Annotated in this window: 20 protein-coding genes and 1 pseudogene; 12 read left to right on the top strand and 9 right to left on the bottom strand. The window is 38.6% G+C overall.

The features are described 5' to 3' along the window. The first annotated feature begins 18 nt into the window (after positions 1–18). Genes N824_RS14310 through N824_RS14295 form a run of 4 tightly spaced genes read left to right on the top strand, consistent with a single transcriptional unit; the run spans position 19 to position 6,558 of the window. Complete coding sequence (locus tag N824_RS14310) at positions 19–2,274, top strand: SusC/RagA family TonB-linked outer membrane protein (protein ID WP_048905839.1); 2,256 nt, start codon at positions 19–21, stop codon at positions 2,272–2,274. Between the two features lie 19 nt (positions 2,275–2,293). After that, complete coding sequence (locus N824_RS14305; RefSeq protein WP_048905838.1) at positions 2,294–4,192, top strand: RagB/SusD family nutrient uptake outer membrane protein; 1,899 nt, start codon at positions 2,294–2,296, stop codon at positions 4,190–4,192. 44 nt (positions 4,193–4,236) lie between these two features. Continuing rightward, positions 4,237–5,439 carry a DUF5000 domain-containing lipoprotein gene (locus N824_RS14300; protein ID WP_161662323.1) on the top strand — a complete coding sequence of 401 codons (1,203 nt, stop codon included), beginning with the start codon at positions 4,237–4,239 and terminating at the stop codon, positions 5,437–5,439. A 9-nt stretch (positions 5,440–5,448) separates the two neighbouring features. Further along, complete coding sequence (locus tag N824_RS14295) at positions 5,449–6,558, top strand: DUF4998 domain-containing protein (RefSeq protein WP_084498334.1); 1,110 nt, start codon at positions 5,449–5,451, stop codon at positions 6,556–6,558. A 62-nt stretch (positions 6,559–6,620) separates the two neighbouring features. Here N824_RS14295 and N824_RS14290 read toward each other — a convergent pair whose 3' ends face one another. Then, on the bottom strand, positions 6,621–7,799 hold the full coding sequence (locus N824_RS14290) for a formylglycine-generating enzyme family protein (RefSeq protein WP_084498333.1): 1,179 nt from the start codon (positions 7,797–7,799) through the stop codon (positions 6,621–6,623). Positions 7,800–8,193: 394 nt separating this feature from the next. Between N824_RS14290 and N824_RS14285 the strand changes: the two genes are divergently transcribed. Further along, entirely contained in the window at positions 8,194–9,888 is a 1,695-nt protein-coding gene (locus tag N824_RS14285; RefSeq protein WP_235207128.1) for an arylsulfatase, read from the top strand. Between the two features lie 2 nt (positions 9,889–9,890). On the opposite strand, the gene N824_RS14280 is transcribed toward N824_RS14285, so the two are convergent. From N824_RS14280 to N824_RS14265, 4 genes are all read right to left on the bottom strand, one after another. Then, positions 9,891–10,742 carry a sugar phosphate isomerase/epimerase gene (locus N824_RS14280; protein WP_048905835.1) on the bottom strand — a complete coding sequence of 284 codons (852 nt, stop codon included), beginning with the start codon at positions 10,740–10,742 and terminating at the stop codon, positions 9,891–9,893. 110 nt (positions 10,743–10,852) lie between these two features. Further along, positions 10,853–11,719: a hypothetical protein gene (locus N824_RS14275; RefSeq protein WP_048905834.1), complete on the bottom strand. Its 867-nt coding sequence runs from the start codon at positions 11,717–11,719 to the stop codon at positions 10,853–10,855. 60 nt (positions 11,720–11,779) lie between these two features. Next, the gene (locus tag N824_RS14270) at positions 11,780–12,739 is read right to left on the bottom strand and encodes a hypothetical protein (RefSeq protein WP_152542293.1); all 960 of its coding nucleotides are present in this window, start codon (positions 12,737–12,739) and stop codon (positions 11,780–11,782) included. 164 nt (positions 12,740–12,903) lie between these two features. Continuing rightward, positions 12,904–13,536 (bottom strand): ABC transporter ATP-binding protein, encoded by a 633-nt coding sequence (locus tag N824_RS14265; RefSeq protein WP_048905832.1) that lies wholly within the window; start codon positions 13,534–13,536, stop codon positions 12,904–12,906. 81 nt (positions 13,537–13,617) lie between these two features. Here N824_RS14265 and N824_RS14260 point away from each other — a divergent pair, with 81 nt between their 5' ends. The 3 genes from N824_RS14260 (at position 13,618) to N824_RS14250 (ending at position 17,717) form a co-directional block, all read left to right on the top strand. Beyond that, positions 13,618–14,049 (top strand): hypothetical protein, encoded by a 432-nt coding sequence (locus N824_RS14260; RefSeq protein ID WP_235207127.1) that lies wholly within the window; start codon positions 13,618–13,620, stop codon positions 14,047–14,049. Positions 14,050–14,118: 69 nt separating this feature from the next. Next, positions 14,119–16,425, top strand: a complete 2,307-nt coding sequence (locus N824_RS14255) for a TonB-dependent receptor domain-containing protein (protein ID WP_084498331.1) — start codon at positions 14,119–14,121, stop codon at positions 16,423–16,425. Between the two features lie 11 nt (positions 16,426–16,436). Then, positions 16,437–17,717 (top strand): sialidase family protein, encoded by a 1,281-nt coding sequence (locus tag N824_RS14250; RefSeq protein ID WP_048905830.1) that lies wholly within the window; start codon positions 16,437–16,439, stop codon positions 17,715–17,717. Here N824_RS14250 and N824_RS14245 read toward each other — a convergent pair. Further along, positions 17,626–18,456 (bottom strand): hypothetical protein, encoded by an 831-nt coding sequence (locus N824_RS14245; RefSeq protein WP_048905829.1) that lies wholly within the window; start codon positions 18,454–18,456, stop codon positions 17,626–17,628. The two genes, N824_RS14250 and N824_RS14245, sit on opposite strands and share 92 nt — an antisense overlap. Positions 18,457–18,541: 85 nt before the next feature. Between N824_RS14245 and N824_RS14240 the strand changes: the two genes are divergently transcribed. Together N824_RS14240 and N824_RS14235 are read left to right on the top strand one after the other, a co-directional pair. After that, positions 18,542–18,757 carry a hypothetical protein gene (locus N824_RS14240; RefSeq protein WP_048905828.1) on the top strand — a complete coding sequence of 72 codons (216 nt, stop codon included), beginning with the start codon at positions 18,542–18,544 and terminating at the stop codon, positions 18,755–18,757. A 177-nt stretch (positions 18,758–18,934) separates the two neighbouring features. Continuing rightward, positions 18,935–21,070: an ATP-binding protein gene (locus N824_RS14235; RefSeq protein WP_048905827.1), complete on the top strand. Its 2,136-nt coding sequence runs from the start codon at positions 18,935–18,937 to the stop codon at positions 21,068–21,070. 64 nt (positions 21,071–21,134) lie between these two features. On the opposite strand, the pseudogene N824_RS28045 reads toward N824_RS14235, so the two are convergent. Beyond that, positions 21,135–21,644, bottom strand: a pseudogene (locus N824_RS28045) (hypothetical protein). Positions 21,645–21,818: 174 nt separating this feature from the next. Between N824_RS28045 and N824_RS14225 the strand changes: the two are divergent. Both N824_RS14225 and N824_RS14220 read left to right on the top strand, forming a co-directional pair. After that, positions 21,819–22,487: a peptidylprolyl isomerase gene (locus N824_RS14225; protein ID WP_048905826.1), complete on the top strand. Its 669-nt coding sequence runs from the start codon at positions 21,819–21,821 to the stop codon at positions 22,485–22,487. After that, positions 22,484–23,119 carry a M23 family metallopeptidase gene (locus tag N824_RS14220; protein WP_048905825.1) on the top strand — a complete coding sequence of 212 codons (636 nt, stop codon included), beginning with the start codon at positions 22,484–22,486 and terminating at the stop codon, positions 23,117–23,119. Before N824_RS14225 ends, N824_RS14220 begins: the two co-directional genes overlap by 4 nt. Before the next feature lie 432 nt (positions 23,120–23,551). On the opposite strand, the gene N824_RS14210 is transcribed toward N824_RS14220, so the two are convergent. Together N824_RS14210 and N824_RS14205 are read right to left on the bottom strand one after the other, a co-directional pair. Next, positions 23,552–24,010: a DUF1569 domain-containing protein gene (locus N824_RS14210; protein ID WP_048905823.1), complete on the bottom strand. Its 459-nt coding sequence runs from the start codon at positions 24,008–24,010 to the stop codon at positions 23,552–23,554. Positions 24,011–24,070: 60 nt separating this feature from the next. Beyond that, on the bottom strand, positions 24,071–25,084 hold the full coding sequence (locus N824_RS14205) for a DUF3500 domain-containing protein (RefSeq protein WP_161662322.1): 1,014 nt from the start codon (positions 25,082–25,084) through the stop codon (positions 24,071–24,073). Positions 25,085–25,089 lie beyond the last annotated feature (5 nt).

Below are 25,089 nucleotides of genomic sequence, written 5' to 3'. Positions count from 1 at the left end.
TTCCGATCTTAGCTTTATATGTATCCGGCTACAGATTGGAAGAAGGCTCTTTTTAACGATTATACCATGAACCAGCGTGCAAATTTAAACGTAAGTGGAGGTGGTGGTGTAGCCAGGTATTTTATTGCTGGCTCCTTTAATCAGGATAACGGCATTTTGAAGGTCGACAATAGAAATAATTTTAACAGTAATATTGATTTAAAGAGTTATACACTACGTTCTAATGTGAATGTAAACCTGACTAAAAGTACAGAAGTTATCGTTAGAATGAGCGGTAGTTTTGATGATTATACAGGGCCTATTAGTGATGGTGCTTCTATTTACAGAAGGGTAATGCGTACCAATCCGGTTTATTTTCCTGCTTATTATCCTGTTGATGAAGATCACTCCTATGTGAAACATATTATGTTTGGTAATTATGATGATGGAAGTGGCAGCTACCTTTTAAATCCTTATTCGGAATTGGTAAAGGGTTATAAAAACTCATCCAGATCAATGATGTCTGCGCAATTTGAAGCCAAACAAGATCTGTCGGGCATTACAAAGGGTTTAAATGTGAACGCACTGCTTAACATAACCAGAAATAGTTTCTTTGATGTTAGCCGAAGTTATAGTCCATTTTGGTACCAGGCAGGCTCTTACGACAAACAAGCCAATACCTACAAAGTGGAGCTTTTGAATGAACTGGCTGGAACCGAATACCTCGACTATAATCCTGGCAGCAGAACCGTAAGCTCTAAATTCTATATGCAGGCTTCACTTAATTATAACCGTACCTTCTCAGAAAAGCATTCCTTAAGTGGTCTATTTGTATATATGCTCCGTAATGAATTAACCGGGCAATACAGCGATCTTCAATCTTCTTTGCCTTTTAGAAACATTGGATTAGCTGGCAGAGCCACCTATGGATACGATAACCGATATTATTTCGAAATGAATTTCGGATATAACGGATCAGAGCGATTCTACCAAACCAATCGCTATGGCTTCTTTCCATCTGCCGGTGCAGCATGGAATATTTCTAACGAGAAGTTCTGGGAGCCAATGAAAAACGTTATTTCTAAATTTAAGCTTAGAGGAACCTATGGCCTTACAGGTAACGATGCCATTGGATCTGCAACTGACCGTTTTCTATACCTCTCAAATGTGAATATGAATGATGCTGGAAGGGGTGCCGTTTTTGGTCGTGACAATGGATATTCAAGAAATGGCGTCTCCCTTTCCAGATATGCAAATGAAGCCATAACCTGGGAAACAGCTAAAAAAACGAATGTAGCTGTAGAATTAGAATTTTTTAGAGACTGGAGTCTGGAGGTAGACTTTTTTAAAGAACATCGTACCGGTATTTTGATGACCAGAACGGCTACACCAGCAACTATGGGTTTATCGGCTCAGCCTAAAGCTAATTTAGGCGAAGCCGAAGGGAAAGGTGTTGATATTTCCTTGAACTATACGCACTCATTCAGTAGTGGCCTATGGCTGCAAGCTATGGGTAACTTTACCTACGCGGCAAGTAAATACCTGAAATTTGAAGAGCCTTACTACGATGAAGCACCATGGAAACGCCATGCAGGGTATTCACTTGGGCAACAATGGGGTTATATAGCAGAGCGATTATTTGTTGATGATGAAGAAGCGCGTCGTTCACCAAAACAATTCGGAGAATATGGAGGGGGAGACATTAAATATTATGATGTAAATGGTGATGGTCAGATTACTTCACTTGATCAGGTGCCTATTGGTTATCCTGTAACACCAGAAATAACCTATGGTTTCGGCTTTTCAGTGGGGTATAAAAGCTTCGATTTTTCGGCTTTTTTCCAAGGTCTTGGCAGGGAGTCCTTTTGGATAGACACCAAAGCTACTGCTCCGTTTGTATCCTACCTGTATGACAATGAAACGCTAAACGGCAAACCTCAAAATCAACTATTAAAAGCATATGCAGATAGCCATTGGTCTGAAGACAATCAGAATACTTATGCTTTATGGCCAAGGTTAAGTACTACCTCGGTAGGAAATGAGAATAACTCAGTTACAAGCACCTGGTTCATGAGAAGCGGTTCCTTTTTACGTGTAAAACAAATGGAAATTGGTTATACCGTACCAGATAAACTGGCTCGTAAAATAAGCCTTAAAAAATTCAGGGCATATGTTAATGGAACCAATCTTTTATCCTTTAGCGGATTCAAATTGTGGGACATAGAGATGGCAGGAAATGGTCTTGGCTATCCGGTACAGCGAGTATTTAACTTAGGAATACTGGCAAGTTTTTAAAAATAAATATTATAAACAGATGAAAAAATCGATAAACATAGTTTTTATTCTTGTTACCATTTGCGTACTGGGTTCCTGTAAAAAGTTTTTAGACATAACTCCTGATAACATAGCCACTATAGAATATGCATTTCGCTTAAGGAGCACTGCCGAAAGGTATTTGTTTAGTTGCTATAACTACATGCCGGCATTGGGTAATTTTGATAACAATGCAGCTAACGCCGCCGGCGATGAATTCTGGCTGGTACCAACAAGTGGAGTAAATGCATGGAAAATAGCACGTGGTGCTCAGAATAAAGTGAATTCTTATATGAATTACTGGCAGGGTGTCAATGGAGGTAAAGATCTTTATCAGGGCATTCGTGAATGTAATATCTTTCTGGACAACATTAATAAAGTACCAGATATGGAATCTCTTGAAAAGGCGCGATGGGCTGCTGAGGTTAAATTTCTAAAGGCATATTACCACTATTACATGCTTCGTATGTATGGACCCATCGCCTTGGTTAAGGTAAATATACCGGTAGATGCCCCTGTTGATCAGGTTTACCCGCTACGATCACCTGTTGATTCCTGCGTAAATTATATTGTTCAGCTATTGGATGAGGCAGCCCCTGATCTTCCTGAAAAGATTGAAAATGAAGTTTCTGAACTTGGGCGGGTTACTAGAGCCATCGCGCTTAGTGTTAAAGCTGAAGTATTGGTTACAGCTGCAAGTCCATTGTTTAACGGGAATCCGGATTATACCGGATTCAAAGACCCCGAAGGACACTTGCTCTTTAGTTCGGCATATGATGTTTCAAAATGGGAGCGGGCTGCTAAGGCAACAAAGGCAGCAGTGGAGCTTACCGAATCATTAGGGCATAAGCTTTACACCTTTAACCCAGCTTTTTTTCAATATAAAATATCCGATACTATTAAAGTACAAATGAACATCCGTAATGCCATTACTGAGAAATGGAACCCTGAAATTATCTGGGGAAACACCAATAGTCTGGCAGGCAGTATACAAGCGGCGGCTACTCCGAGAGGACTAGACCCCAGATATACATCAAATGGCTCAACTGTGGGTAATATTGCGCCTCCTTTAAAGATAGCTGAGATGTTTTATAGTGAAAACGGTGTGCCTATTAAAGAAGATCATACTTATGATTATGCAGGGCGTTTTAACCTAAAGAAGGTACCGGCCCAAGACAATAAATACCTTCAGGAAGGTTATGTAACCGCTTCTTTAAACTTTAATAGGGAACCACGCTTTTATGCAGATCTGGGTTTTGATGGTGGTATCTGGTACGGACAAGGTTTTTTTGACGATAAGGCAAGCATGTTATTTGTAGCCAGTAAAAAAGGGCAGCCGGCAACAGCGCAAAATGAAGGAAGTTATTCTGTTACAGGATACTGGCCTAAAAAACTAGTGAATTTCAATAATGTAATTGCTGCCACAACCTATACCAGTCAAACTTATCCATGGCCAATGATTCGTTTGGCGAGTGTATATCTTCTCCATGCAGAAGCAATGAACGAAGCATATGGACCCACAGAAGACGTATATAAGTATCTTAATTTAATAAGAGCAAGAGCAGGACTACATACCGTACAAGACTCGTGGACTAATTACTCAACTAATCCTACTAAATACCAGAATAAAGATGGCTTACGTGAGATTATCCATAGAGAACGACTTATTGAAATGGCATTCGAAGGCCACCGTTTCTGGGATTTACGAAGATGGAAAGAAGCCGCCGGAGAGCTTAATAAGCCAATTACAGGCTGGGACTTAAGTCAGGAAGATGCAGCTGATTATTACCGCGAACGTGTAATATTCAATCAAACCTTTAGTACCCGCGATTATTTATGGCCACTACCAGAGAGCGAGTTATTAAGCAATAAAAGAATGAACCAAAATCCCGGCTGGTAATGATGGGGAATCTAAGAAATGTTTCAAAAAATAAAACTGTAATTATGTTTAAATATTTATTATCAGTTTGTCTGATGATTTTAATCATATCAGGCTGCAAGGAAATTGCAACCGAACCGCTGGATAAGGGCGATGCCGCCCCCGGTCCGGTAAAAAATGTTCAGGTTAAAAGTATACCGGGTGGTGCAGTAATCACTTACACAAGACCCGAAAACATGCTTTATGTTAAAGCGACTTATTCTATTAGAGAAGGGGTAGAAAAGGAAGTGAAAGCTTCATACTATAAGGATAATCTTACCATTGAAGGATTTCCTGATACAAAAGACCACCAAGTGAAATTATACGCGGTGAGCCGCGGAGAAACAATCTCAGAACCTGTAGTAATAAAAGTAACCCCACTAACTCCTCCTGTTCAAAGTGTATTTAAATCTTTACAGCTGGAAGAAGTTTATGGAGGTGTCAGACTTTGGTTCACAAATGAGGCACAAGCCGATGTAGTAATCAATTTATTGGTGCTGGATTCTATTGGAGATTTTGTTCCTGCCGATATTTTCTATACTAAAAGAAAGGAAGGGTATGTTACTTCGCGTGGTCTGGCTCCTGTAAAACGGAAGTTTGCAGCTTTTATTCGTGATCGCTGGAATAACCATTCGGATACTTTGCAAATTGATCTTACCCCTTTGTTTGAAAAGCAATTGGATAAATCCAAATTTAAAGAAGTACGGCTGCCAACTGATACCTACGAGCAACACTGTTGCGGAACGGGCATGGTAAACTTATGGGATAATAGCTGGAATAGCGGAAATGTGTTTCATACTAAGCCAGGTACAGGATTGGCACAATGGTTTACTTTCGATTTGGGAGTCGAATCAGATTTAAGCCGATTCAAGTTTTATCATCGTTTAGGTGATGGCCAGCAGTCAACAAATGGTGCATATGCCGGTGGAGATCCTAAACTATTTGAATTATGGGGCAGTAATGAACCAAATTTAGATGGTTCTTGGGGTAGCTGGACGTTAATTGGCGAATTCGAATCCATAAAACCTTCAGGTTCACCTCAGGGAACAGTGACCGGCGAAGATTTTCTATATGCTGTGGTAAATGGAGAGGAATTCGATATTCCGCCTGGAACCCCTTCTTTTAGATATATAAGGTGGAGAACGAGCAAAGTTTGGGGGGCATTGGATCATCAGTACATCGCTGAACTCACTTTTTGGGGAAATGATAAAAGTAATCTCATTAAATAAAAAACAATCATGGGCTTAAAACTCAAGTACTATATAACAATAGCTGCAATTTCAATCCTATTGGTCGCATGCAGTAAAATGGACTCCACCTATATAGATTTCACAAAGAAAGGTTCAATTACCTATGTGGGTTCTGCCGATTCTGTAAAAGTTCATTCAGGCAAGAACCGGATGAAGTTAAGCTGGAAATTAATTGATCCTACTGCTACAAAGGCAGTAATCTATTGGAACAACAAAAGTGACTCACTTTCGGTGCCAATCGTAACATCGAATGAATCAAATATTATGGATTTATGGCTAAATGATATGGCCGAAGGTTCTTATTCATTCGACATCTATCTATTTGATAAGAATAATAATAAATCAATTATGGTAAATGCGATAGGGCAGGTATATGGCAATAATTACATAGAGTCATTGCTTGCAAGACCTATAAAACGCGCAATTTACGAGAAAGACACTGTTCAAATAACATGGGGGACACCTGATGTGACCGTAATTGGCACAGAGGTAAAATATACCGACAAGCAAAATGTAGAACATGTTTTGAATATTCCTGTAGATTCCATAACCACTAAACTGGGGCAGTTTAACTTTAGTAAAAATGAAACATTTGAATACCGGACCTTATATGTGCCCGACTCTCTATCAATTGACACGTTTTATACGGTTACCAAAACTGTAAAAGCTACGGGTCCGCCGGTAGAGTACAACAGAAGTGCCTGGACTAGCGGAACAGAAGATTATGATATCCCCTCCGGGCGAACGCCGCAAAACACATTAGACGGAAAGACTTCAACGGTTTGGCATATGGATAAAACTCATGGCTATCCACATACCGCTTCATTTGATATGGGTGCAGTTAATTATGTAACGGGATTATTTTATGTTCAGCGAACTCCTTTAGATGGAGCGGCTAAACTGGTTGAAATTCAAATTAGTACGGATAACGTAACCTGGAATTCCTTAGGCGCATTTACGATGGAAAACTCTGGGACAAAGCAATACCTCGAGTTTTTTGAACCCCGTAACTTTAGATATTTTAAAATGATATTTAAATCAGATTATAAAAATGGACTATTTACCGCTATAGCAGAAATAGGAGCCTATAAGAGATAGTATATTAGAAGTCTATCAGAGGGTGTCAAAAACTATTTATTTGACGCCCTCTATTTTAGGGTTTATTTTTTGGAAGCAGATTCCGATCTTACACATCTGAAACCTGTATTTTGTAAACCGGTATCAGGCGACGATTTCATTCGGGCTGCTACCCTATAACCTTTACAATATGAACTGTTACACATAAATGAGCCTCCGCGTGTCACTTTTTTAGGAACGGTAGGCTCATCCGGGTCAAAACTTTTATCAGGACCTTTAGGGTTGGTAACTGTTTCACCTTTCTGCGTGTCATAATAATCATTAGTATACCAGTCCGACACCCATTCCCAAACATTGCCTGCCATATCGAATAAGCCGTATGCATTAGCGGGGAATGATCCGGTAGGAGCCAAACTATGAAAGCCGTCCCAATCCGTATTTTTGTCCGGAAAGCTTCCTTGCCAGGTATTCGCTTTTGGTTTCCCACCTTCAATTTGTTCATTTCCCCAAGGATATATAGTGTTCTTTTGTCCGCCACGTGCAGCATATTCCCACTCAGCCTCTGTCGGTAATCGTTTACCTGCCCATTTAGCATAAGCATTTGCATCTTCCCAGCAAACCTGCGTAACAGGGTAATTGTCTTTTCCTTTTAAATCACTTTTAGGCCCCTCAGGATGTTTCCAGTCGGCTCCGGGTGTCCAAGCCCACCATTGCGATGCATCGTGCAAAGGAACAGGTCTGGAGGGTGGATTAAATGTAAGTGAAGCGGCTACCAGTAAATCGTCTGATGGTTTTGGTGTGCCCTCAGGTAATTGCTTTTTGATTTCTTCCCAATCTGGTTTTCGTTCAGCAACTGTTTTATAGCCCGTTGCTTTAACAAAAGCAGCAAACTGGGCATTGGTAACTTCTGTTTCATCCATCCAGTAGCCGTCTAGTTTAACCTGATGCGACGGATATTCATCAGCACGTCCTTCCTTATCGCTAGCACCCATTAAAAATGTACCGCCCGGGATCCATTTCATTCCTTTAACTGACCCGTTTGAATTTGATGATAACAATGAGTCTTGTTTGTTTTGTGCCGATACACCATACCTGCTGGGTAAATTGTCCGAACAAGATTCATCAGCGGTCTTAACATTTTCAGATTTATTTGCCTGATTACACGATAGTCCAATAATGAGCGGCAATAAAAGGAGGGTTCTTTTGCCGCCATAAGTCTGGGCAAATAAATGAGATATTTTTTTAAAATTAACTTTGTTCATTTTTACAAATACCACTCGCAACTAAGCAGTCGTCGTTGGTTTTTTTTTCAGATTAGGTTATTGTATAATTTTATACAACGAAGATAACCAATTAATATCGATGATTTTTTTTGCTATTAATATTAGTATTCTTGTTTATCCCGGCAAATGCTTGTCGAAATTATATTTGGCCAGGTGAACACAGTTAAAGATTAGCTTTTTATGTTTAAAATAAATATCTATAAATCAATTATGTTATATGTTTTATATTAATAAAATAATCACATAAAAGTCGGTCTATATTCAATACGTTATCTATCAGATTCTTTACATAATTTTAAATTATAAGAGGTAAGATTTCCCTTATTCATTGATATATTAGCGCTGTAACCAACGTAATTTATCAAACATGTTTTTGGGAAAATCAATCTTTGTTTCTGGCTTTTTAACATGGGCGGCCATAACCGCATTTACTTATTCGGCTAATGAAAAAATAGATGTTAAACCTAAAAAAGATAAGAGACCGAACATCGTATTGATCATGGCCGATGACCTTGGCTATTCGGATATAGGTTCATATGGAGGTGAAATAAAAACCCCAAATCTCGATTACCTGGCATCTCAGGGCATCAGGTATAAGCGGTTCTATAATACTTCCCGTTGCTGTCCTTCAAGAGCCGCATTACTTACTGGGGTATACAATCATAATGCAGGCATAGGTGAAATGACTACCGACAGACATGTAGATGGTTATCGTGGTGCACTAGGTACCGATGTAGTTACCCTAGCTGAAGTGCTCAAAGATGCAGGTTACAGAACTGCAATGTCGGGAAAATGGCATGTATCCAATACTGTTGAGCAAGAAACACCAGAAGCACAGCTCGACTGGCTTAATCATAAAACTGAGCATCCGTTATTTTCACCTCTTGAACAGTACCCTACAAACAGGGGGTTCGAAAAGTATTTCGGTACACTTTGGGGGGTGGTAGATTATTTTGATCCATTCAGTTTGGTCAGCGGAACCACGCCAATTAAAAGTGTACCTAAAAACTATTATCACACTGATGCCATTAACGATAGCGCCGCTACCTACATTAAAAATTTTAGTAAAGGAGACAAGCNATTTTTTTTATATGTAGCCCGAAATGCACCTCACTGGCCTTTACAGGCAAAGCCTGAGGATATTGAAAAATATAAAGATATTTACAAAGGTGGTTGGGATGCAATAAGAGAAGCCAGGTATAACAGAATGGTTAAAATGGGGATTATTAACCCTGAAACGACAAGGCTGTCTCCCCGTATCAACAATGAACTTAAGTGGGAAGATAATCCGGATAAGGAATGGGGCGCAAGCGCAATGGCGGTACATGCTGCGATGGTCGACGAAATGGACCAGGGCATCGGAAGGATAATAGACGCATTAAAAAAGTCAGGAGAATTAGATAACACCCTTATAATCTTTTTAAGTGATAACGGGGCGAGCCCTGAAGACTGTTCAAAATATGGTAAAGGGTTCGATAGGCCGGGTCAAACAAGAGAGGGAAAGGAGATCATCTACCCTGTAAATAAAAAAGTCCTTCCCGGACCACAGACAACCTTTGCGTCGATAGGGCAAAGATGGGCTAATGTAGCCAATACACCGTATCAATATGCTAAAGAGCAATCATACGAAGGTGGTGTCCGTACCCCAATGATTGCTTTTTGGCCCAAAGGAATTACTGTAAAGAAGGGCACTATGAGTAATCACGTAGGACATGTAATGGATTTTATGGCTACCTTCATCGATATTGCCCAGGCAAAATATCCGTCTGTATATAAAGGAAAATCAATTAAACCAATTCAGGGCTTAAGCTTAACTTCTTCATTTAAAGGCCAAGAAAATGGTGGACATGAATTTCTATTCAATGAACATTTTAAAGCACGATACGCACGTTCAAAGGAATGGAAAGTGGTTTCCTTATCCAGTGACACTACATGGCACCTTTATAAGATACAGGATGATGAAACAGAGCTAAACGATCTGGCTGCTAAGTTCCCTGAAAAAGTAAAGGATTTAAGTGAAAGATGGCATAAATGGGCTGTTGACAACCATGTTTTACCTAAAAAGTAATATTAGCGTGTGCCATCACAAACACCCTTGAAATATCCCACAGATTCCGCTATTCCGGCCAATGGGTCTTTCATATCTTTTTCGTACTCTAAACTACAAGAGCCTGTATAATTTACCTTTCTTAGCATTTTTACATATGCCGGAATGTCAATTATTCCACGACCAAGCTCACATGTGCTGCCATCTTTTGTGGCGGCAGTTACATTTTTTAAATGCATATCAAAAATGCGTTTGGAAAACTTCTGAAAATCAACCACCGAATCGCGCCCGTCTCTTTTGTTGTGCCCCATATCAAAGCATATTCCTACGCGCTCATCAAGGTTTTTGATGAGGTTGTAAATACTTTCAGCGCTTGGGTATAATTTATCTTCAGGGCCATGGTTATGGATGGCGTAGCGAATGTTGTATTCTTTTGTTTTTTGGGCAACATAATCCAAGTCGGCATGTAAGGGAATGCCTATGACCAAATCAACACCAACCCTTTTGGCGTAATCAAATGCATCGTCAATTTCCTGCTTCGTTTTAGTGTATATAGGACCTACTGCATAGCCCGTTACACCGTTCTCTTTAAGCTTAGCGTGAAATGCGGCAATTTCTTCTGCAGTGCTCTTATAAGGCAGATGAAAGTCTTTAATGCACAAGTAATGCACATCAACTTTTTTCATCATTTTAAGTGATTCATCCAGATTGAAATTAATAAAGCTATAACCGGCAATACCCAGTTTAAATGGATCGGGCTTTCCTTTATCAGATTCCAGTTTAAATGGTTCGGCATAAACAGATGGTATGCTGGTCAGGGTAGTTACAGCTACCCCTAATATTCCTTTGTGCAAAAAGCTTCTTCTTGTAGTCATAATGATTTCACTAGTTTCCGAATTTAGTGTTTAAATTCATTTAGTTCAAACTTCGAGGAACGAAAATACTTCGCTTTTCAGCGAAAACGTTTGCGTAAAGCTGAATTTGGTTAATCAATAATGCCGTACATTTTTTTGAGTCCCTTTGCAGTTCTATTTAACTCCTGATCAGTTAAGGGATGATTGTAAAGCAGAAACCTTGAGATCTCGCCAATAAAAGATTCTGTACCGGGGTGTTCAATAGCATCACGTTCTTGGCCAATAGAAAGCTTTGATGAATTTGCCAGCTTGTTAACAGGGAAGGGATGGCTAACAACGGGCAAAGCTCCATTATTTAAGTACAATGAAAGCGTAACGGTATCAGTTCCTTTACCCATTCGGCCCATTAAAAGATAATACTTGTCAAATTCAAGTACAGAGTTGGCTGTAACTTTAGGATTGTTGTCGTCCCAGCGACCAAAGGTTATTCCGTTTCTGCTGCCCATCCAAATACTATTGTTGTCATTAAGTCCTGCCCAAATGCCTTCATAATTTCCACCGTTCTTTAAATTGCCAAAAAAGGAATTTACATCTTTTAACTCTCCAGATTGTTTTCCGGCCTTTAAAATGCAAAACCAGGTATATCCGCTTCCTGTAAGTAAATGGTCAAATGCATCCTCGTCATGCGCAACAAGCTCTTGCTTATTAAAAGCGATTGTATTGTGTCCGTTTAGTTCGGAAAGCTTGGTTCTTAAAGATGGCATCCCGGAACCCTTAACTTTTCGCCCCTCATCTCTTTTCACAAACTCTTTAACCGGAGGCGACAAAGCCTGGTTAAACCATTTTTCAACGCTGTTGTCTTTGTTTGCAACCACCCCCTTATCAGCATCCAGATCAACAATTAATCCCTTTTGCAGTATGTTTGCTGGCAATTTGACCAATGCGAATCCACATAAAACAGTTGTCAATAATAATAGGGTGAAAGCTATTTTATTCATTGCTTATATTTGTTAAAGGACATTAAATTAAAGATTTAAATCTTGCATCAAGATAAATATTTAATCAATCAGATTTTTATTTAGATAGTTTTTCTGAAAAATAAAGTATGCCGTGGAAACAAAGACAGGTGGTAGCAACCAGGTTATTCTGTATAGGATGATAAGAAACACAAGATTAAACAGTACAAAAATCCAAATCAGATAATTCTTTATGCTTAAACCAATCCAATAAAGTAAACTTCTAAATAAGATAAGGATGCTAAAAGCCTGTAGAAGAAGGCTAACTGAATGTATTCCGAAATTACCTATAAACCATAGTAGTTCGGGGAGCATTAAGATTGCATAATTTAAAAGAGACCCTAAAAACTGTTTCGACATGCTGTAAGGGAAATTCCTTGAGAAATAAAGGTACTTCTGGTTAAAACGAAATTCATTGTAAATAAGTAAACTATGCGCGGTCACGATCATTAATACAACTAAATTGGGAACGGCAGATTCATCTTTAATATCTGAGAAAACTGCAAAGGTCCCGATAATCAGCATCCAGGCGATCGCTTTTGTAATCAGATAAGTGATTTTGAGTTTATCAAAAACGAAGAGTGTATACAAAAGAAAAAACGACTTATTCCAGTTCCTCAATAACCTGATCAGAAGGATTTGCCTATCGATATCTATCAATCTGTTTGAGTGTCTTACATATATTGCTACACTAACAATTATTAGCGCTAACAGGTAAAGTAAAATAACAATAGGAATAATGTAATGGCCAAAATTAAAGCCAATTATGCCTGCAAATAAGGCATAGACTATCAGTGGAAGAAATATGTTAAACTGCACATAAAACCAACTCTTAAATTGTTGCCATTTGCCGAATGATGAAATACTGTGATATAGAAACTCGTTATTTCTTGCAGACAATTGTGTGATAACATATTGCCAGCTTTTAATGGCATAAATAAGAGCAGCCAAACAGAAAAATCCCATTATTACCGGGCTGCTTACCAGTGACAGTGTAATCATCAGATTCCAAACCGTAAAAGCCCATATAGGAACACTCCCCAGTGTATTTATAAAAAAACAATAACAGAGTATTGTACCAAAGAGGAAAATTAACATTCCAGAATGCATCCGGTAAAACCCAGATGAGAAGATTTTCATCAATATATTAGTTAATGGCGATTGTCTCATTTCTCCATTGTCAGCCTTTGCTTATCTACAAGTAGTACCCTGGCTTTCGTTGATAACACTTCATTTAATGGCTGATGTGAGGACAAAAGAAAAGTAGTGTTTTCTTCCTCATGCTTTTTCAGTATCCACTGGCATAATATGTCTAATGATTCTGTATCGATAGTAATCAAAGGCTCATCAAGCAGAATTACCTTGGGTTTACCTAAAAAAGCAAGCACCAAGGAGAGCTTTTTAAGCATTCCACTAGAATAGGAGCCCACGGCATTACTCAGATAGTTTTCCATTTTCATACTTTCTATGAAATACACTTCCTGTTCAGAGGTTGCCTGTTTTGCTTTTGCAAATAAGGCTATCATTTCCCACCCGGTTAAAAACTCAGGATAAATAGGTTCTGCGTCGGCAAAGTTTACCATTTTTCGATAGGCAACGCCATCCTTTTTAACGCTCACATTGTTCAATAATATTTCACCCTCAAAGAAGAGAAATCCTCCAATAGACTTTAGTAAAGTACTTTTTCCAGAGCCATTAACCCCTTTAATCCAATAGATGCCAGGCTCAATTGTCAGGCTTTCTATCTGTAAAATCGGGTGATAACCATATGATTTTCGGAAGTTATTAAATTGCAGCATTCAGTATACTTAAATTATAATTGATGAACTTTTACCTTTTTTTTGCAATAGACTAAACTATTAGAAGAACTGATAAAGGAAATGTTACATTTATTCAGATCAAATGATATTAGAAATAAAATAACCATTACATTTGCAGCAATTATGTTCAAAGGCCTAATTGCTTTTTCTTTAATCTTCATGATGCTGACTGCTAATTTTAGCAGATTCTTCATTTATGCAGGATTTGAGCTGAACAAGAGTTATATCGCATCAGAACTTTGTGAGAATAGAGATAAGCCAATGATGCATTGCAATGGGAAGTGTTACCTGATGAAAAAGCTTAAACAGGCTGAAGAGAAAGAAAAGAATCAAAGTCGTGCTGCACAAAAAGGACATTTTCAGGAAGCACTGATCACTCACAAAACAAACTTTAACTTTTTATCCCAACTAATTAAAGTAATTAAACCTGTTGAACTGCCTTTTGCGCTTCCAAGACATTCAGCTGCTATATTCCATCCACCACAGGCGTAATCAATACGTACACCAGAATTTTACATTCTGATATTTCATGGAATAACAATTATACTTTAATTTTTTATAATGCACCTATTCAGATACTTATATATATCTATTGGGCTGGCTATGATGTTTTGTCATACGCAAGCTCAGACACAGCCCGTTAAAGGCCATATCTACGATTCTCAAACACGTCAGCCATTAGCGGGCGTTATTTTAACAACAAATACTGCTCAACAAGTAGGCAAGTCAGATGCGAAAGGATACTTTGAAATCGATGGTGATCAGCCAGATGGGCAAGTAAAGGCCGCTTTGCCTGGTTACAAATCGCAGATCATTAAAATCAATCCCAGTCAAAATGAGTTAAACGTTCAGCTAGAGGCAGACGGAGTAAGCCTCAATGAAGTTAGGGTTGCAGGTTATAGCGAAAACAAAACAAGCAAAGAAACGGCAGGAGGAATCTCGCTGATCACGTCAAGAGACATCAGCCGTGGAAGTGCAGTTTCATTACAGCCTGCTTTAAACTCAATTCCGGGGGTTCGAATGGATCAAAGCACACTCTCAGAAGCCCGAATTTCAATAAGAGGTAATGGCGTGCGTGCATCTTACGGCATTCGTAACGTAAAGGTTTATGTAAATGAAATCCCGGTTACAGAAGCTGACGGCACCACCCGAATTGAAGCGCTTGATGTAAACAGCATCGGTAGAGCGGAGGTCATAAAAGGCCCTGCTTCAAGTATATATGGTGCAGGAACAGCAGGGGTTATTAATTTTCAATTACCGCGATCGCCATATCAGGAACAAAGCATAGAAGCTTCTGCACTCGTTGGTTCGTATGGCTTACATCGTTTAGCCACCACCTACAGAAGTGGCGGGGATAAGGTGAATAGCTATGCTTCATATGGCTGGCAGGAATACGATGGTTATCGTGAGCATAGCAAAGATATGCGTAGGTTTTTAACCGGTAACTTCCAGCTTTTTCCAAGCGATAAACGCATTATTACCTTAATATTAAACAGAACAACACAGTATTCGCAAATCCCCGGCTCACTAACTCAGGATCAGGTTGACGCAGACCCAAAGCAAGCAAACGCTACAAATCTGGATAAAGTGGCCGGCAGATATCAGAACTGGACAAGGGTAGGTCTGGGGCAGCAATACCGCTTTAACGATCAGTTTTCTAACACCACAAGTGTTTTTACGTATTTCTACGATTTGAATCATCCACTTTCATATGCGTATATCCGTAATATATACCAAAGTTATGGTGGCAGAACCCGATTTGCCTACGATCCTGGCTTCAGTGTTTTGCCTACCAAATTTACTATTGGCGCTGAGTTTAACAGTGGCCTAACCAAGGGAACGCAGTATGTAAACAATCAGGGTAAAGAAGGAGCAATAAATTCTAATATTGATTATCGGAACACGCAATACTCGTTGTTTTATCAGTCTGAAACAGAGCTGGCACCAAAGACTACCTTAACTTTAGGTATTAGCTATAACAGCCTGAATTACGACGTTCGTGATTACCTGAAACAGAACCAGAGCGGCGTAAAAAAGTTTGACCCACAAGCTACACCACGCATTGCCCTTAGCCATACCTTCAGCGATGCAATCAGCTTACATGCAAGTGTAAGTTCAGGATTTTCTCCACCTTCAAGTTCCGAGATAAAGAATGTAGATGGCTCTATCAATCCAAATCTGCAGGCAGAAAAGGGCTTGAATTATGAATTTAATGCAAAAGGTAATCTCTTAAAATCTCGCCTGGAATATGATCTTGCTTTATTTAAAATGGATATGAAAGGTGAACTTATTGCCCAATCTATCCAGCAAGGCATCACTATCTACAATAATTCAGGTAAAACCAGCCACAATGGTGTAGAACTTTCGTTATCCTATCAGTTATTTAAACCAGAAGATGATAGGCAGATTCTTAGCTTACGTCCATTTGCGGCAATAACCTATTCAGATTTTAAATTTAAAGACTATAAAACTTTAAACGCTCAAAATGAGGTCACAGCCACATACGATGGAAATGAACTAACTGGTATTGCACCATGGATGCTAAATGCGGGGATAGACCTTGAAACCAAAAGCGGATTGTATTTCTACGGAAGCTATTTTTATAGTGATAAACTACCTCTAAATGATGCAAATACAAACTACAATCCGTCTTATAATGTTGTAAATGCCAAATTAGGTTACAAGAAACAAGTAGTTAAGCACATTGAATTAAACGTTTATGCAGGTCTGGATAATATTTTGGATAAAAACTACAGCTCCATTGTTTCGTTAAATGCAGCTAGTTTTAATGGAGGTCAGCCAGCATATTTTAATCCCTCGCCAAAACGAAATGGTTATGGTGGGTTAAATGTTAAATACATATTCTAACAATTACTAAAATGAACAGAATAATAACAATACTGTTTACCGGATTTATTTTTCTTACAGCATGTAAGCAAAAGCAAGAGAAAGCAATAATTGGCACTTTAAGTACCCATGGGATAGCGGTAGGGGCTTACCTAACCCAGGATAGCAAAGGCAATCCGATTCTTTGCTGGTCTGAGCAAGATGGTAAAGATTCTCTTTATCGCTTAAAATATGCAAGTTATAATGAACAAACCAATGCGTTTGGCAACCCAGTTACTGTTCCCGCTTCCAGCGGGATCAGTACATCTGCCGAGAGTGTGGGTAAAGTAGCTTTTAAGGCCGACGGCACTGTAATAGCTGTGTACTCAAAGCGGTTTCCTAATGAAAAGAATCCTTATGCAGGTGCTATTTATTACAGCTCCTCTATTGATAATGGAAAAACCTGGTCTGCATCACAATTTCTTCACTCAGATACAACACACACTTATGGGCGCAGTTTTTTTGACATCACAACCTTAAAAGACGGAGAACTTGCTGCCGTTTGGCTTGATGGGCGTTTTGCCAAAAGCATTAAAGGCTCAGCCTTATTCTTTACCAGAACAACCAAAGGCAAAGGATTTGGTATAGATACTTGCCTAGAAAAAGGTACGTGTGAGTGCTGCAGAACAGATATTCTAACTGATAAAGTAGGGAATATTCATTTGGCTTACAGAAATATCACATTTCCAACAGGTCTTTCAGACAAACAGGTTCGGGACATGGGCTATAAGCTATCTACCGACAATGGAAAAACTTTTACTGCTGTAAAAACCATTAGTAACGACAATTGGCAAATAGATGGCTGTCCCCATTCCGGTCCCTCACTTGCAGTCACGAAAGAGGGTGTAAATGCAGTTTGGTTTACCGCAGGGGGCGGATCAGGTATCTATAACGCATCATTAAACAAGGCGCCGGATTTTGATAAACGCAGGTTAATTACGGCTCAGGGCAGGCACCCTCAGTTAATTTCTCTTGCAAATGACCAACTGGTTATGGTTTGCGAAGAATTGAAAGACGAGCCAGAAGAAAAACCAATGAAGATGAACCATTCTCATGGAGGAATGACCATGAACCATGGGCCTGCTGCAAATTCTAAAATAGTATTGAGAATCTTAATCCCGGGGAAAGAGGGGAAAACTAAATCAATTACCGACGGGCAGCAGCCAGATCATCACGCAGTAATTACCCAAATAAATAAAGGGGCATTGGTAGCCTGGGTAAGGGAAAAGAATAGACGATCAGAAATCTGTTATACACAGATAAATATCGATTAATTAACTGTTTGTCGACTTCTAAAATGGCTTGCTTTAGGCCGTGTACAACATCATCTGAACATCCCATTGAAGCAAAATTAATGGTATGGTTCCGATCTGTCACTATCAATAATGGCATATTGTTCGTCTGATATGCTTCGGTAATAGAAGAGGCATCTATAAGTAGTTTAGTATAAAAGATAGGAGTCTGTTTTAATCCTTCAACAACTTTATTTACCGTTTCATGAGTGATCAGTAAAATTTCCAGATTTTCTGGATTTTTTACTGACCTTATAACGTCGTTCACTTTATTGTAATCTCCGGTATCAAAACAGTTTGGATACCAAAAGATCATTAGTATCGATTTTTTTTTCAAGGCATCAATATTCGTTTTCTTAGCCAAGGGATCCAGATCCAATATAGAGCCCACCTTCAATCTGGGGCTAGCTGGACGTAAAGATATCTTTATGAGATCATATGTTTCGGCTTCCTTTTTAAGGTCTCTTTTTTCAATGATTTTTCTAAACTGGCTGTCTGAATCTCTTTTCTTCAAGACAATTCGATATTCCTTTCCCTCAAGCATGTTAACCACTTTCAGCGAATCAACTTTGTTTCCTTCCTCATCATACACATCCTTACTTTGATCTATCATCTTGTTTAATTCAGCACCGTTCATGGTTACTGTTCCTGAAGTAGTGGTCTGAGCAAAAGTAATTGAAGAAATACTGAGCAATAAGGAAAATGCGAGCGTTGTTTTCATCGTTTATCTATCTGGCATTTACAAGGTAACAAAATTTCTTAAAACACTTTCATTATCAAAATGTTCTAAATACAAACCTTATATTATGAAATTCAAAAAAGTTGATCATTCAAAAACCTCCTTTGGGTTTATAGCTGGACTTGCGGTTGGCATAGTTGTAGGTGTTTTATTTACCGAAAACAAAGTCGGGACAATTAAAGAAGAGCAAATGAACAAGCAAACCGACCTGGTTAAAACGGACGAAATAGCTAATCATCTTGCATACCTCGGTCACCAGGCAGAACAAAGCACATTAGATTAAAGCTGTTTTTATCTACAAGTTGAGCAAAAATTTTCTTGTAGTGGGTAATAAATAGGAGGAGAGCGTACTAAAGTGACGATAAACGGCGGTAATGTCATTGGTATGCTATTTGTCTATATGCACAACGTGAGAGAATTTTTTTTGTCGCAATTTATCCTCCTTGTTTAACATAATTTAATGAAAGTTACCTATACACAAACTCAATCCAGGAAAATTCTTCTTGCTTTTTTGGCTATTGTAATTGTTTTGGCGGTTGCTGCACTTTTTGTGCGCAACTCTATATCGCATAAATTAGAAAACATAGTTAAGCAAGCCAACAATGTAGACATTGATGGCTCTAAGCCTCAGCAAGTACTGCTCTTGCTACATCAAGCAGAAGACGATTTTCAAGAATCCTTACTTAATGTTAAAAGCCCAAAAAGCGCTGACTATAAAGCCAAGCTGTCGAAAGCCTTTAATGAGATTGATACCTTATTAAAAAGAACCACGGATACGCTTCAATTAACGCCTGACCAAAGCATAAAAGTGAAAGACTGGTATTATAAAAAGCTGCAGCTTTCAGACAAGTTATATTCTCTTAAGCATAATTTCGATTCCCTGTTAACAGTTTATGCCACTTTTGAAGCTCAAGGAAGCAAGGGCGAAGAAAAACTGGTAACCAGTATCAAATCAAGCAACAAGGTAAAAAGCAAAACAGATACCGTTCGCAAAGAAGTAATTGCTCAGAAAAAGGGCCTCTTTTCAAGATTAAAGGATGCTATTTCTAACAAAACAGCTACTTCACCGACAGCCGTAGTTGAGATTAACCATCGGCAGGAAACTGAGAACTCAGCTCTTACAACCCGAAAAGGGATTGGTAGTGATAGGGCAGTATACCTGGATAAATTGCAGCGACTGCAGGAAAGAAATGTAAAGATGCTTACCATGCAGCGCGAATTGATAAGCTTGAATGATCACATTAGCACTGAACTGGAAAACATAATTAACGAAGTTAAGACGCTGAACTACAATATGGCCGATGAATTTAAAACAATGGCCTTTAAAAGTTACCGGGAATCAACAGACTTATTGAACAGGCTGTACTTGGCTGCTCTTTTCCTTGTTCTTGTTTTTGCCATGCTGTTAATTGTATTTATAATAAAGCTTAACGGGTCTGAAAAACAATTGCGTAAGGAAAACGAGAGAGCAGTTACCATTGCACAGCAAAAAATGGATCTTTTACTGCATATGAGTCATGAAATAAGGAATCCGCTAACCGCCATTAAGGGGTTCTTATACATATTCAGCCAAACAGAATTATCAAAACGTCAATCCGATATGTTAGATTCTATCCGATTATCATCGGATATGCTATTGGGTACTTTGAACGACACCCTGGATGCGGCGAAAATGGAGAACAGTGAATTTAAGTTCAATGCCGATCCGTTTAACCCCGATTTTATACTCAGAGGTTTAATAGAAAATATGGAATTCAGTGCCACAAAAAAAATGCTGAAACTGAACTACAAATTTGAAGGGGATAACGAGGCTATTTTACTCGGCGATAGTTTTAGGTTAAAACAAATTATGATTAACCTGTTAAGCAATGCCATAAAATACACCAAAGAAGGAGAGATTGCTGTAAATGCCATATTAACAAAAGTAGACGATAAACCTAGACTAGAGATAGGCATAACAGATACTGGAATGGGGATCAGTGCCGAGCAGCAAACTAACCTGTTCTCCAAATATTATCAAACAAATTCCTCAAAAGGTAAAACCGGTACAGGCCTGGGACTCTATATCTGTAAGCAGTTTGTAGAACTTCAGGGTGGTAAAATAAGCGTAAAGAGCACAGAAGGAATGGGGAGTACCTTTAGTTTTTACATTCCATATCTTGAAAACAATAGCAATGGTGAGGCGGTAGTAAATCAAACTACAGAGGATCCTTTATCATTATTTAATGGAATAAGTATACTTGCTGTTGATGACAACGAGCTAAATCTGAAATTCCTGAAAATGATGACGCAAAAATGGAACGTTAAATTCTATAGCGCAACAAACGGGAAAGAAGCGTTGGATATTCTTGCTAAAGAAACCATAACAGTAGTTTTAACGGATATTCAGATGCCGGAAATGGATGGATATGAACTCCTTCAATCCATAAAGAGATTACCTAATCCATTGAATAAGCTACCTGTAATTGTAATTAGCGCGAGCCCGGAAGAATTTGAAATGAATAAAATCCTGACCAAAGGATTCTCAGGTATAGTTAGCAAGCCATTTGTAGAAGCAGGTTTAATAGAACAGATCGTTAAAGCATTAAAGGCGTAGGAGTTGTTTAAATAAATCAATAAAAGCTGTATCAACGATACAGCTTTTATTGATTTATTTTATTCTAATGTTTCCCATTGTTACTATTCCTGTTACCATGTTTGTCATTGCCTTTACCTTCACGGGATTTGCCATTACCTTTTGCTTCACGGTATTTGTTTTTGTTATTCGCAGGTTTGGCTTGTCTAATGCTTCTGCTATCTCTAATTAMKMTYKGWWKWSCKTYGTRWMSKKTGTATTTGCTATATTCTTTAACATGTATCTTATGCGATAAATAAGGTTTAGGTGAGTTAATTACAACTTTGTAACTATTGTACAAATCATAGTTCCTATACCTTGATGGCAAGCTATTATTAAACACCCAATTTCCATTATTCAGATAAATGTATTGTTTATTAGGTACGTTGTAATAGGTGTCTATATCAGGAAGATAATAATAATCAACATGATCATAACCAGTTGGACCCCATTGAGGTTGAGAACCTATATTTATATTTACGCTTACCTGCGCTTGAGTGTTTATGTTGCTTAACGAAGCTACTCCGAAAACTACAGCTAAAAGTATTCTTTTCATTTTGTGTGTTTGTTATTTGATAGCCATAGTGCAATGCCTATGCCGGAGACGATTAAAGTTAACACTCAATCTGCCAGATCTGTTAATTTACCGACCGAAAGCAAGAATATATCGACAGGATCAATCAAATAATCTTTTATATTCGTTAGATATTCTTAAAACTGGAAAAATCAGATGAAAACTTCTGTCCTAACTTTGCTACTTTTATTATTTGCGTTGATTACTAACGCCCAATCTACCTATGTAAGGCTTATTACAAACAAAGGAAACATTACCTTGATATTGTACGATGAAACACCCAGACATAGAGACATGTTTCTCCAAACTATTAAAAAAGGTCTTTACAATAACGCGCAATTTAATCGGGTCATTAAATCCTTTGTAAGCCAGGGAGGAGAGCTGGATGAAACTATCCTTGAAAGAGAAAAACTGCATCCTGAAGTGCCAATACAACGGTTAGCCGCAGAGATAACCCCAACACTGTTTCATAAAAAAGGTGCTCTTGGAGCTGGCAGAAATGACAATCCCGAAAAGAGCTCATACCTTACCCAAATATATCTGGTTGTAGGTAAACCGCAAACAGAGGAACAACTGGATGCCCTGGAAAAAAAGAAAGGCATTAAGTTCTCGCAATCACAGCGAACTACTTACAAAACAATAGGGGGAACACCCCATTTAGATAATGATTATACCGTTTTCGGTGAAATAGTAGAAGGAATGGATGTTGCTGATGCTATAAATTCTGTAAAAACAGACAAAAATGATCTTCCATTAGAAACCGTAACTTTTAAACCGGTAGTATTGTCTAAAAAAGAAATGTTAAAGCTTAAAAAAGTAGAATGATGAAAACAGCGCTCTTAACTACTTTCCTTTTATTATTGAACTTCCAGAAACCAACAATCGATACTGATAAAGATAGATGGAAACCCTATTATGTAGATGCTGTTCCAGCAGTTATAGCAAGCAATTGGGTATTGCCATTCGATGTATCCAACAGAAAAGACATAAAACAAATCAAAGTAATCAGCATATTTGGAGATCATCGGGATAGCTTCTATAAGGGACACATACATACCGCAATAGATATTAATCCTTTAAAACCTGGAACGACTTTGATAAGTGTTTATCCAATGTCAAAAGGCGTTGTATGCTCAGTACATTTAGCAGAAAACCAGCGCACAGTAGTAGTAAAACACAAACTTGCAGATGGTAAAGTGATGTTTACTTCTTACAAGCACTTAAAAGAAGTGTATGTGAGTCAGGGCCAACAGGTAACCGAACAAACAAAGCTCGCTCGTCTATTTACTAAGCAGGAGTCGAAAAAGTACGGAGGAGATTACCATCACCTTCACCTGGAGATTCGTAAAAATTTTGACGATTACGGCTGTGCCAGCTGGTTAACTATGAACCAAAAACAGCTTGATCAACGTTTTTACAACCCATTAATCTTTTTAAAAACAAAATTAAAAAGTTAGCCTGCCAGTTGGTATATTTAGTAATAGCTATTTAAATAAATTGTATGGATGCACATGAATTAAGAATTGGAAATATTGTTGGCCTTAAAGATGGAAGCTGGTTTGTTGTAACCGAGGAGCACTTTAAAACMCYACANYKWYGSKMWTCMSWTCATGGTTCCCATCAGGGGGTTCCCATAAACGAATATTGGGCATCATCACTGGGGTTGCAGGTTAAACTAAGCTCATTCATTACGTATGTAGAAGATAGCCAAGGCCAAAGCAATGAGTTTAATTTGTTAAATTCAGTTGACGAGAATAATCATGAAATCTGGATTGTACAGTATAACGATCACACTTTGAAAAGGGTAGAGTATGTTCACCAGATTCAGAATCTGTTCTTTGCCATTAGCGATTACGAACTAACGTTGGCCTTGTAGGTGGGCACTTTAATTAAACACTAAACTGATTCAAATGATGATTCAGGTGTTTGTAAAACATATTATTCCATTCTGCTTTAGTGAGTACACCAAATGAATGCGACTCTTTATTGTCGAAATGACCTTCGCCTAGCTGCTGCGTTTTTTCAATATAGCTTATCAAACGTGCTTTTTCAGTTTCAAACACCCTTGGATCAGTAATTAGAAATTGTGGTGCTGTAGCACCATTCTTACCATAAGGTTTTTCATTAACAACCTTATTCTTGATCATCATCTTTAAAATGAACTTTAAAAAGGCATTTGGATTTTTATGAATATTATCAAACACCAATTCGTACGTTACATTACAATGCGCAAGCATGCGTGCAACGTCCATTTTCCCCCATTCAGGTTGGCTTTCAGGTGTTAGCTTGTTTATTCTTGCGATTATTTCATCAGAAACGGATTTATTAAAGATATTTGGTAATGCCATTTTTAAGATTGCTAATAAAGATTAAATGCCTTTGCTAATCAGCAACAAGACGCGATGAAGTTAGTTAAAAAAACTAAAACTACCGCCGTAATCACGGATGTGATCCCTATAAACGGTATGATAATGCACCTCGGCCGGAAATACTGCACCTGGCTGGCAAATAAACTCTATCCATACAGAGGGGCCATCAATCCGTATATAATCACCCTTGTTGGTAAGTGTAGGTCCACCAAAATATGCGATATAGGTATTGTCTAGTTCTGCCGTGTAAAACGCCATTAGCTTTTTAACAGTAGCATCATCTGCAATTTGAACCCAGGCCTTTATGGCATCAATTACCAGCGTCTTTTGCTGTTTGTTTAGCACGCCCACTTTTAATCCAGCTTTTGTGGCAGGGAATTTACCATCAGCACCAGGGCCAACAGATACATCGCCAAAACCGCTGTTTAATTTGGCACTTTCTAATTGCTCAGGGCTCAAAGAAGCCAGGATCGCTATCAAAAGATCATGATTGGCTTTAAGAGGAGCGTAGGTAACTCCATTTGCAGTCCAGGTTTTGGGCTCTAAGCCAATAAAGAGTGGCGAAGCGCTAATAACCTTACCGTTATCAAACGTTAAGTTAACTGCCAAATGGTGGCCGCCTAACTGAAGTTGCCATTTGCCTGTAATACTTGGCTTACCAAGAAAGGCAATTATATAATTTCCCTCGGAGTATCCCTTACGGCCAGTTCCCAGAAAACCATCAGCAGCTAAAATCTGCATTGCCTGGTCATAACCTTTAGAAGGGAGCGTCCCCATAGCAGCCTTAACTACTGCTTTAGCATTTTGAAGCTGTATGTCTGTCAGTGAGCCTAATAACACCCCAACTCTACATTGCAATCCACATGGGAGATTGGTCCATTTTGTCGCATTTTCTTTAGTATAACCAATTACAGCTGCCTTTTGCTCATCGGCATTTAAAGATTCAATAAAAGTGTTTGCCGTTCTTATAACGGTCCTAACTGATACGGCCTTGCTGTTCTGACTGCAAACCAATACAAGAAACAAACAGAATAGTGTACCCAGGTTTTTCATTTGGT

It is taken from the genome of Pedobacter sp. V48 (assembly GCF_000523515.1).
Classification (GTDB): Bacteria; Bacteroidota; Bacteroidia; order Sphingobacteriales; family Sphingobacteriaceae; genus Pedobacter.
Note: the sequence above shows the minus strand (reverse complement) of the source record. Positions and strands in the feature narration are given on the sequence as shown.

Coding starts and splice junctions, on each gene's coding strand:
- N824_RS14310 (WP_048905839.1), top strand. CDS start 19: ATGTATCCGGCTACAGATTGGAAGAAGGCTCTTTTTAACGATTATACC.
- N824_RS14305 (WP_048905838.1), top strand. CDS start 2,294: ATGAAAAAATCGATAAACATAGTTTTTATTCTTGTTACCATTTGCGTA.
- N824_RS14300 (WP_161662323.1), top strand. CDS start 4,237: ATGTTTAAATATTTATTATCAGTTTGTCTGATGATTTTAATCATATCA.
- N824_RS14295 (WP_084498334.1), top strand. CDS start 5,449: ATGGGCTTAAAACTCAAGTACTATATAACAATAGCTGCAATTTCAATC.
- N824_RS14290 (WP_084498333.1), bottom strand. CDS start 7,799: ATGAACAAAGTTAATTTTAAAAAAATATCTCATTTATTTGCCCAGACT.
- N824_RS14280 (WP_048905835.1), bottom strand. CDS start 10,742: ATGACTACAAGAAGAAGCTTTTTGCACAAAGGAATATTAGGGGTAGCT.
- N824_RS14275 (WP_048905834.1), bottom strand. CDS start 11,719: ATGAATAAAATAGCTTTCACCCTATTATTATTGACAACTGTTTTATGT.
- N824_RS14270 (WP_152542293.1), bottom strand. CDS start 12,739: ATGATTACACTGTCACTGGTAAGCAGCCCGGTAATAATGGGATTTTTC.
- N824_RS14265 (WP_048905832.1), bottom strand. CDS start 13,536: ATGCTGCAATTTAATAACTTCCGAAAATCATATGGTTATCACCCGATT.
- N824_RS14260 (WP_235207127.1), top strand. CDS start 13,618: ATGTTACATTTATTCAGATCAAATGATATTAGAAATAAAATAACCATT.
- N824_RS14255 (WP_084498331.1), top strand. CDS start 14,119: ATGCACCTATTCAGATACTTATATATATCTATTGGGCTGGCTATGATG.
- N824_RS14250 (WP_048905830.1), top strand. CDS start 16,437: ATGAACAGAATAATAACAATACTGTTTACCGGATTTATTTTTCTTACA.
- N824_RS14245 (WP_048905829.1), bottom strand. CDS start 18,456: ATGAAAACAACGCTCGCATTTTCCTTATTGCTCAGTATTTCTTCAATT.
- N824_RS14240 (WP_048905828.1), top strand. CDS start 18,542: ATGAAATTCAAAAAAGTTGATCATTCAAAAACCTCCTTTGGGTTTATA.
- N824_RS14235 (WP_048905827.1), top strand. CDS start 18,935: ATGAAAGTTACCTATACACAAACTCAATCCAGGAAAATTCTTCTTGCT.
- N824_RS14225 (WP_048905826.1), top strand. CDS start 21,819: ATGAAAACTTCTGTCCTAACTTTGCTACTTTTATTATTTGCGTTGATT.
- N824_RS14220 (WP_048905825.1), top strand. CDS start 22,484: ATGATGAAAACAGCGCTCTTAACTACTTTCCTTTTATTATTGAACTTC.
- N824_RS14210 (WP_048905823.1), bottom strand. CDS start 24,010: ATGGCATTACCAAATATCTTTAATAAATCCGTTTCTGATGAAATAATC.
- N824_RS14205 (WP_161662322.1), bottom strand. CDS start 25,084: ATGAAAAACCTGGGTACACTATTCTGTTTGTTTCTTGTATTGGTTTGC.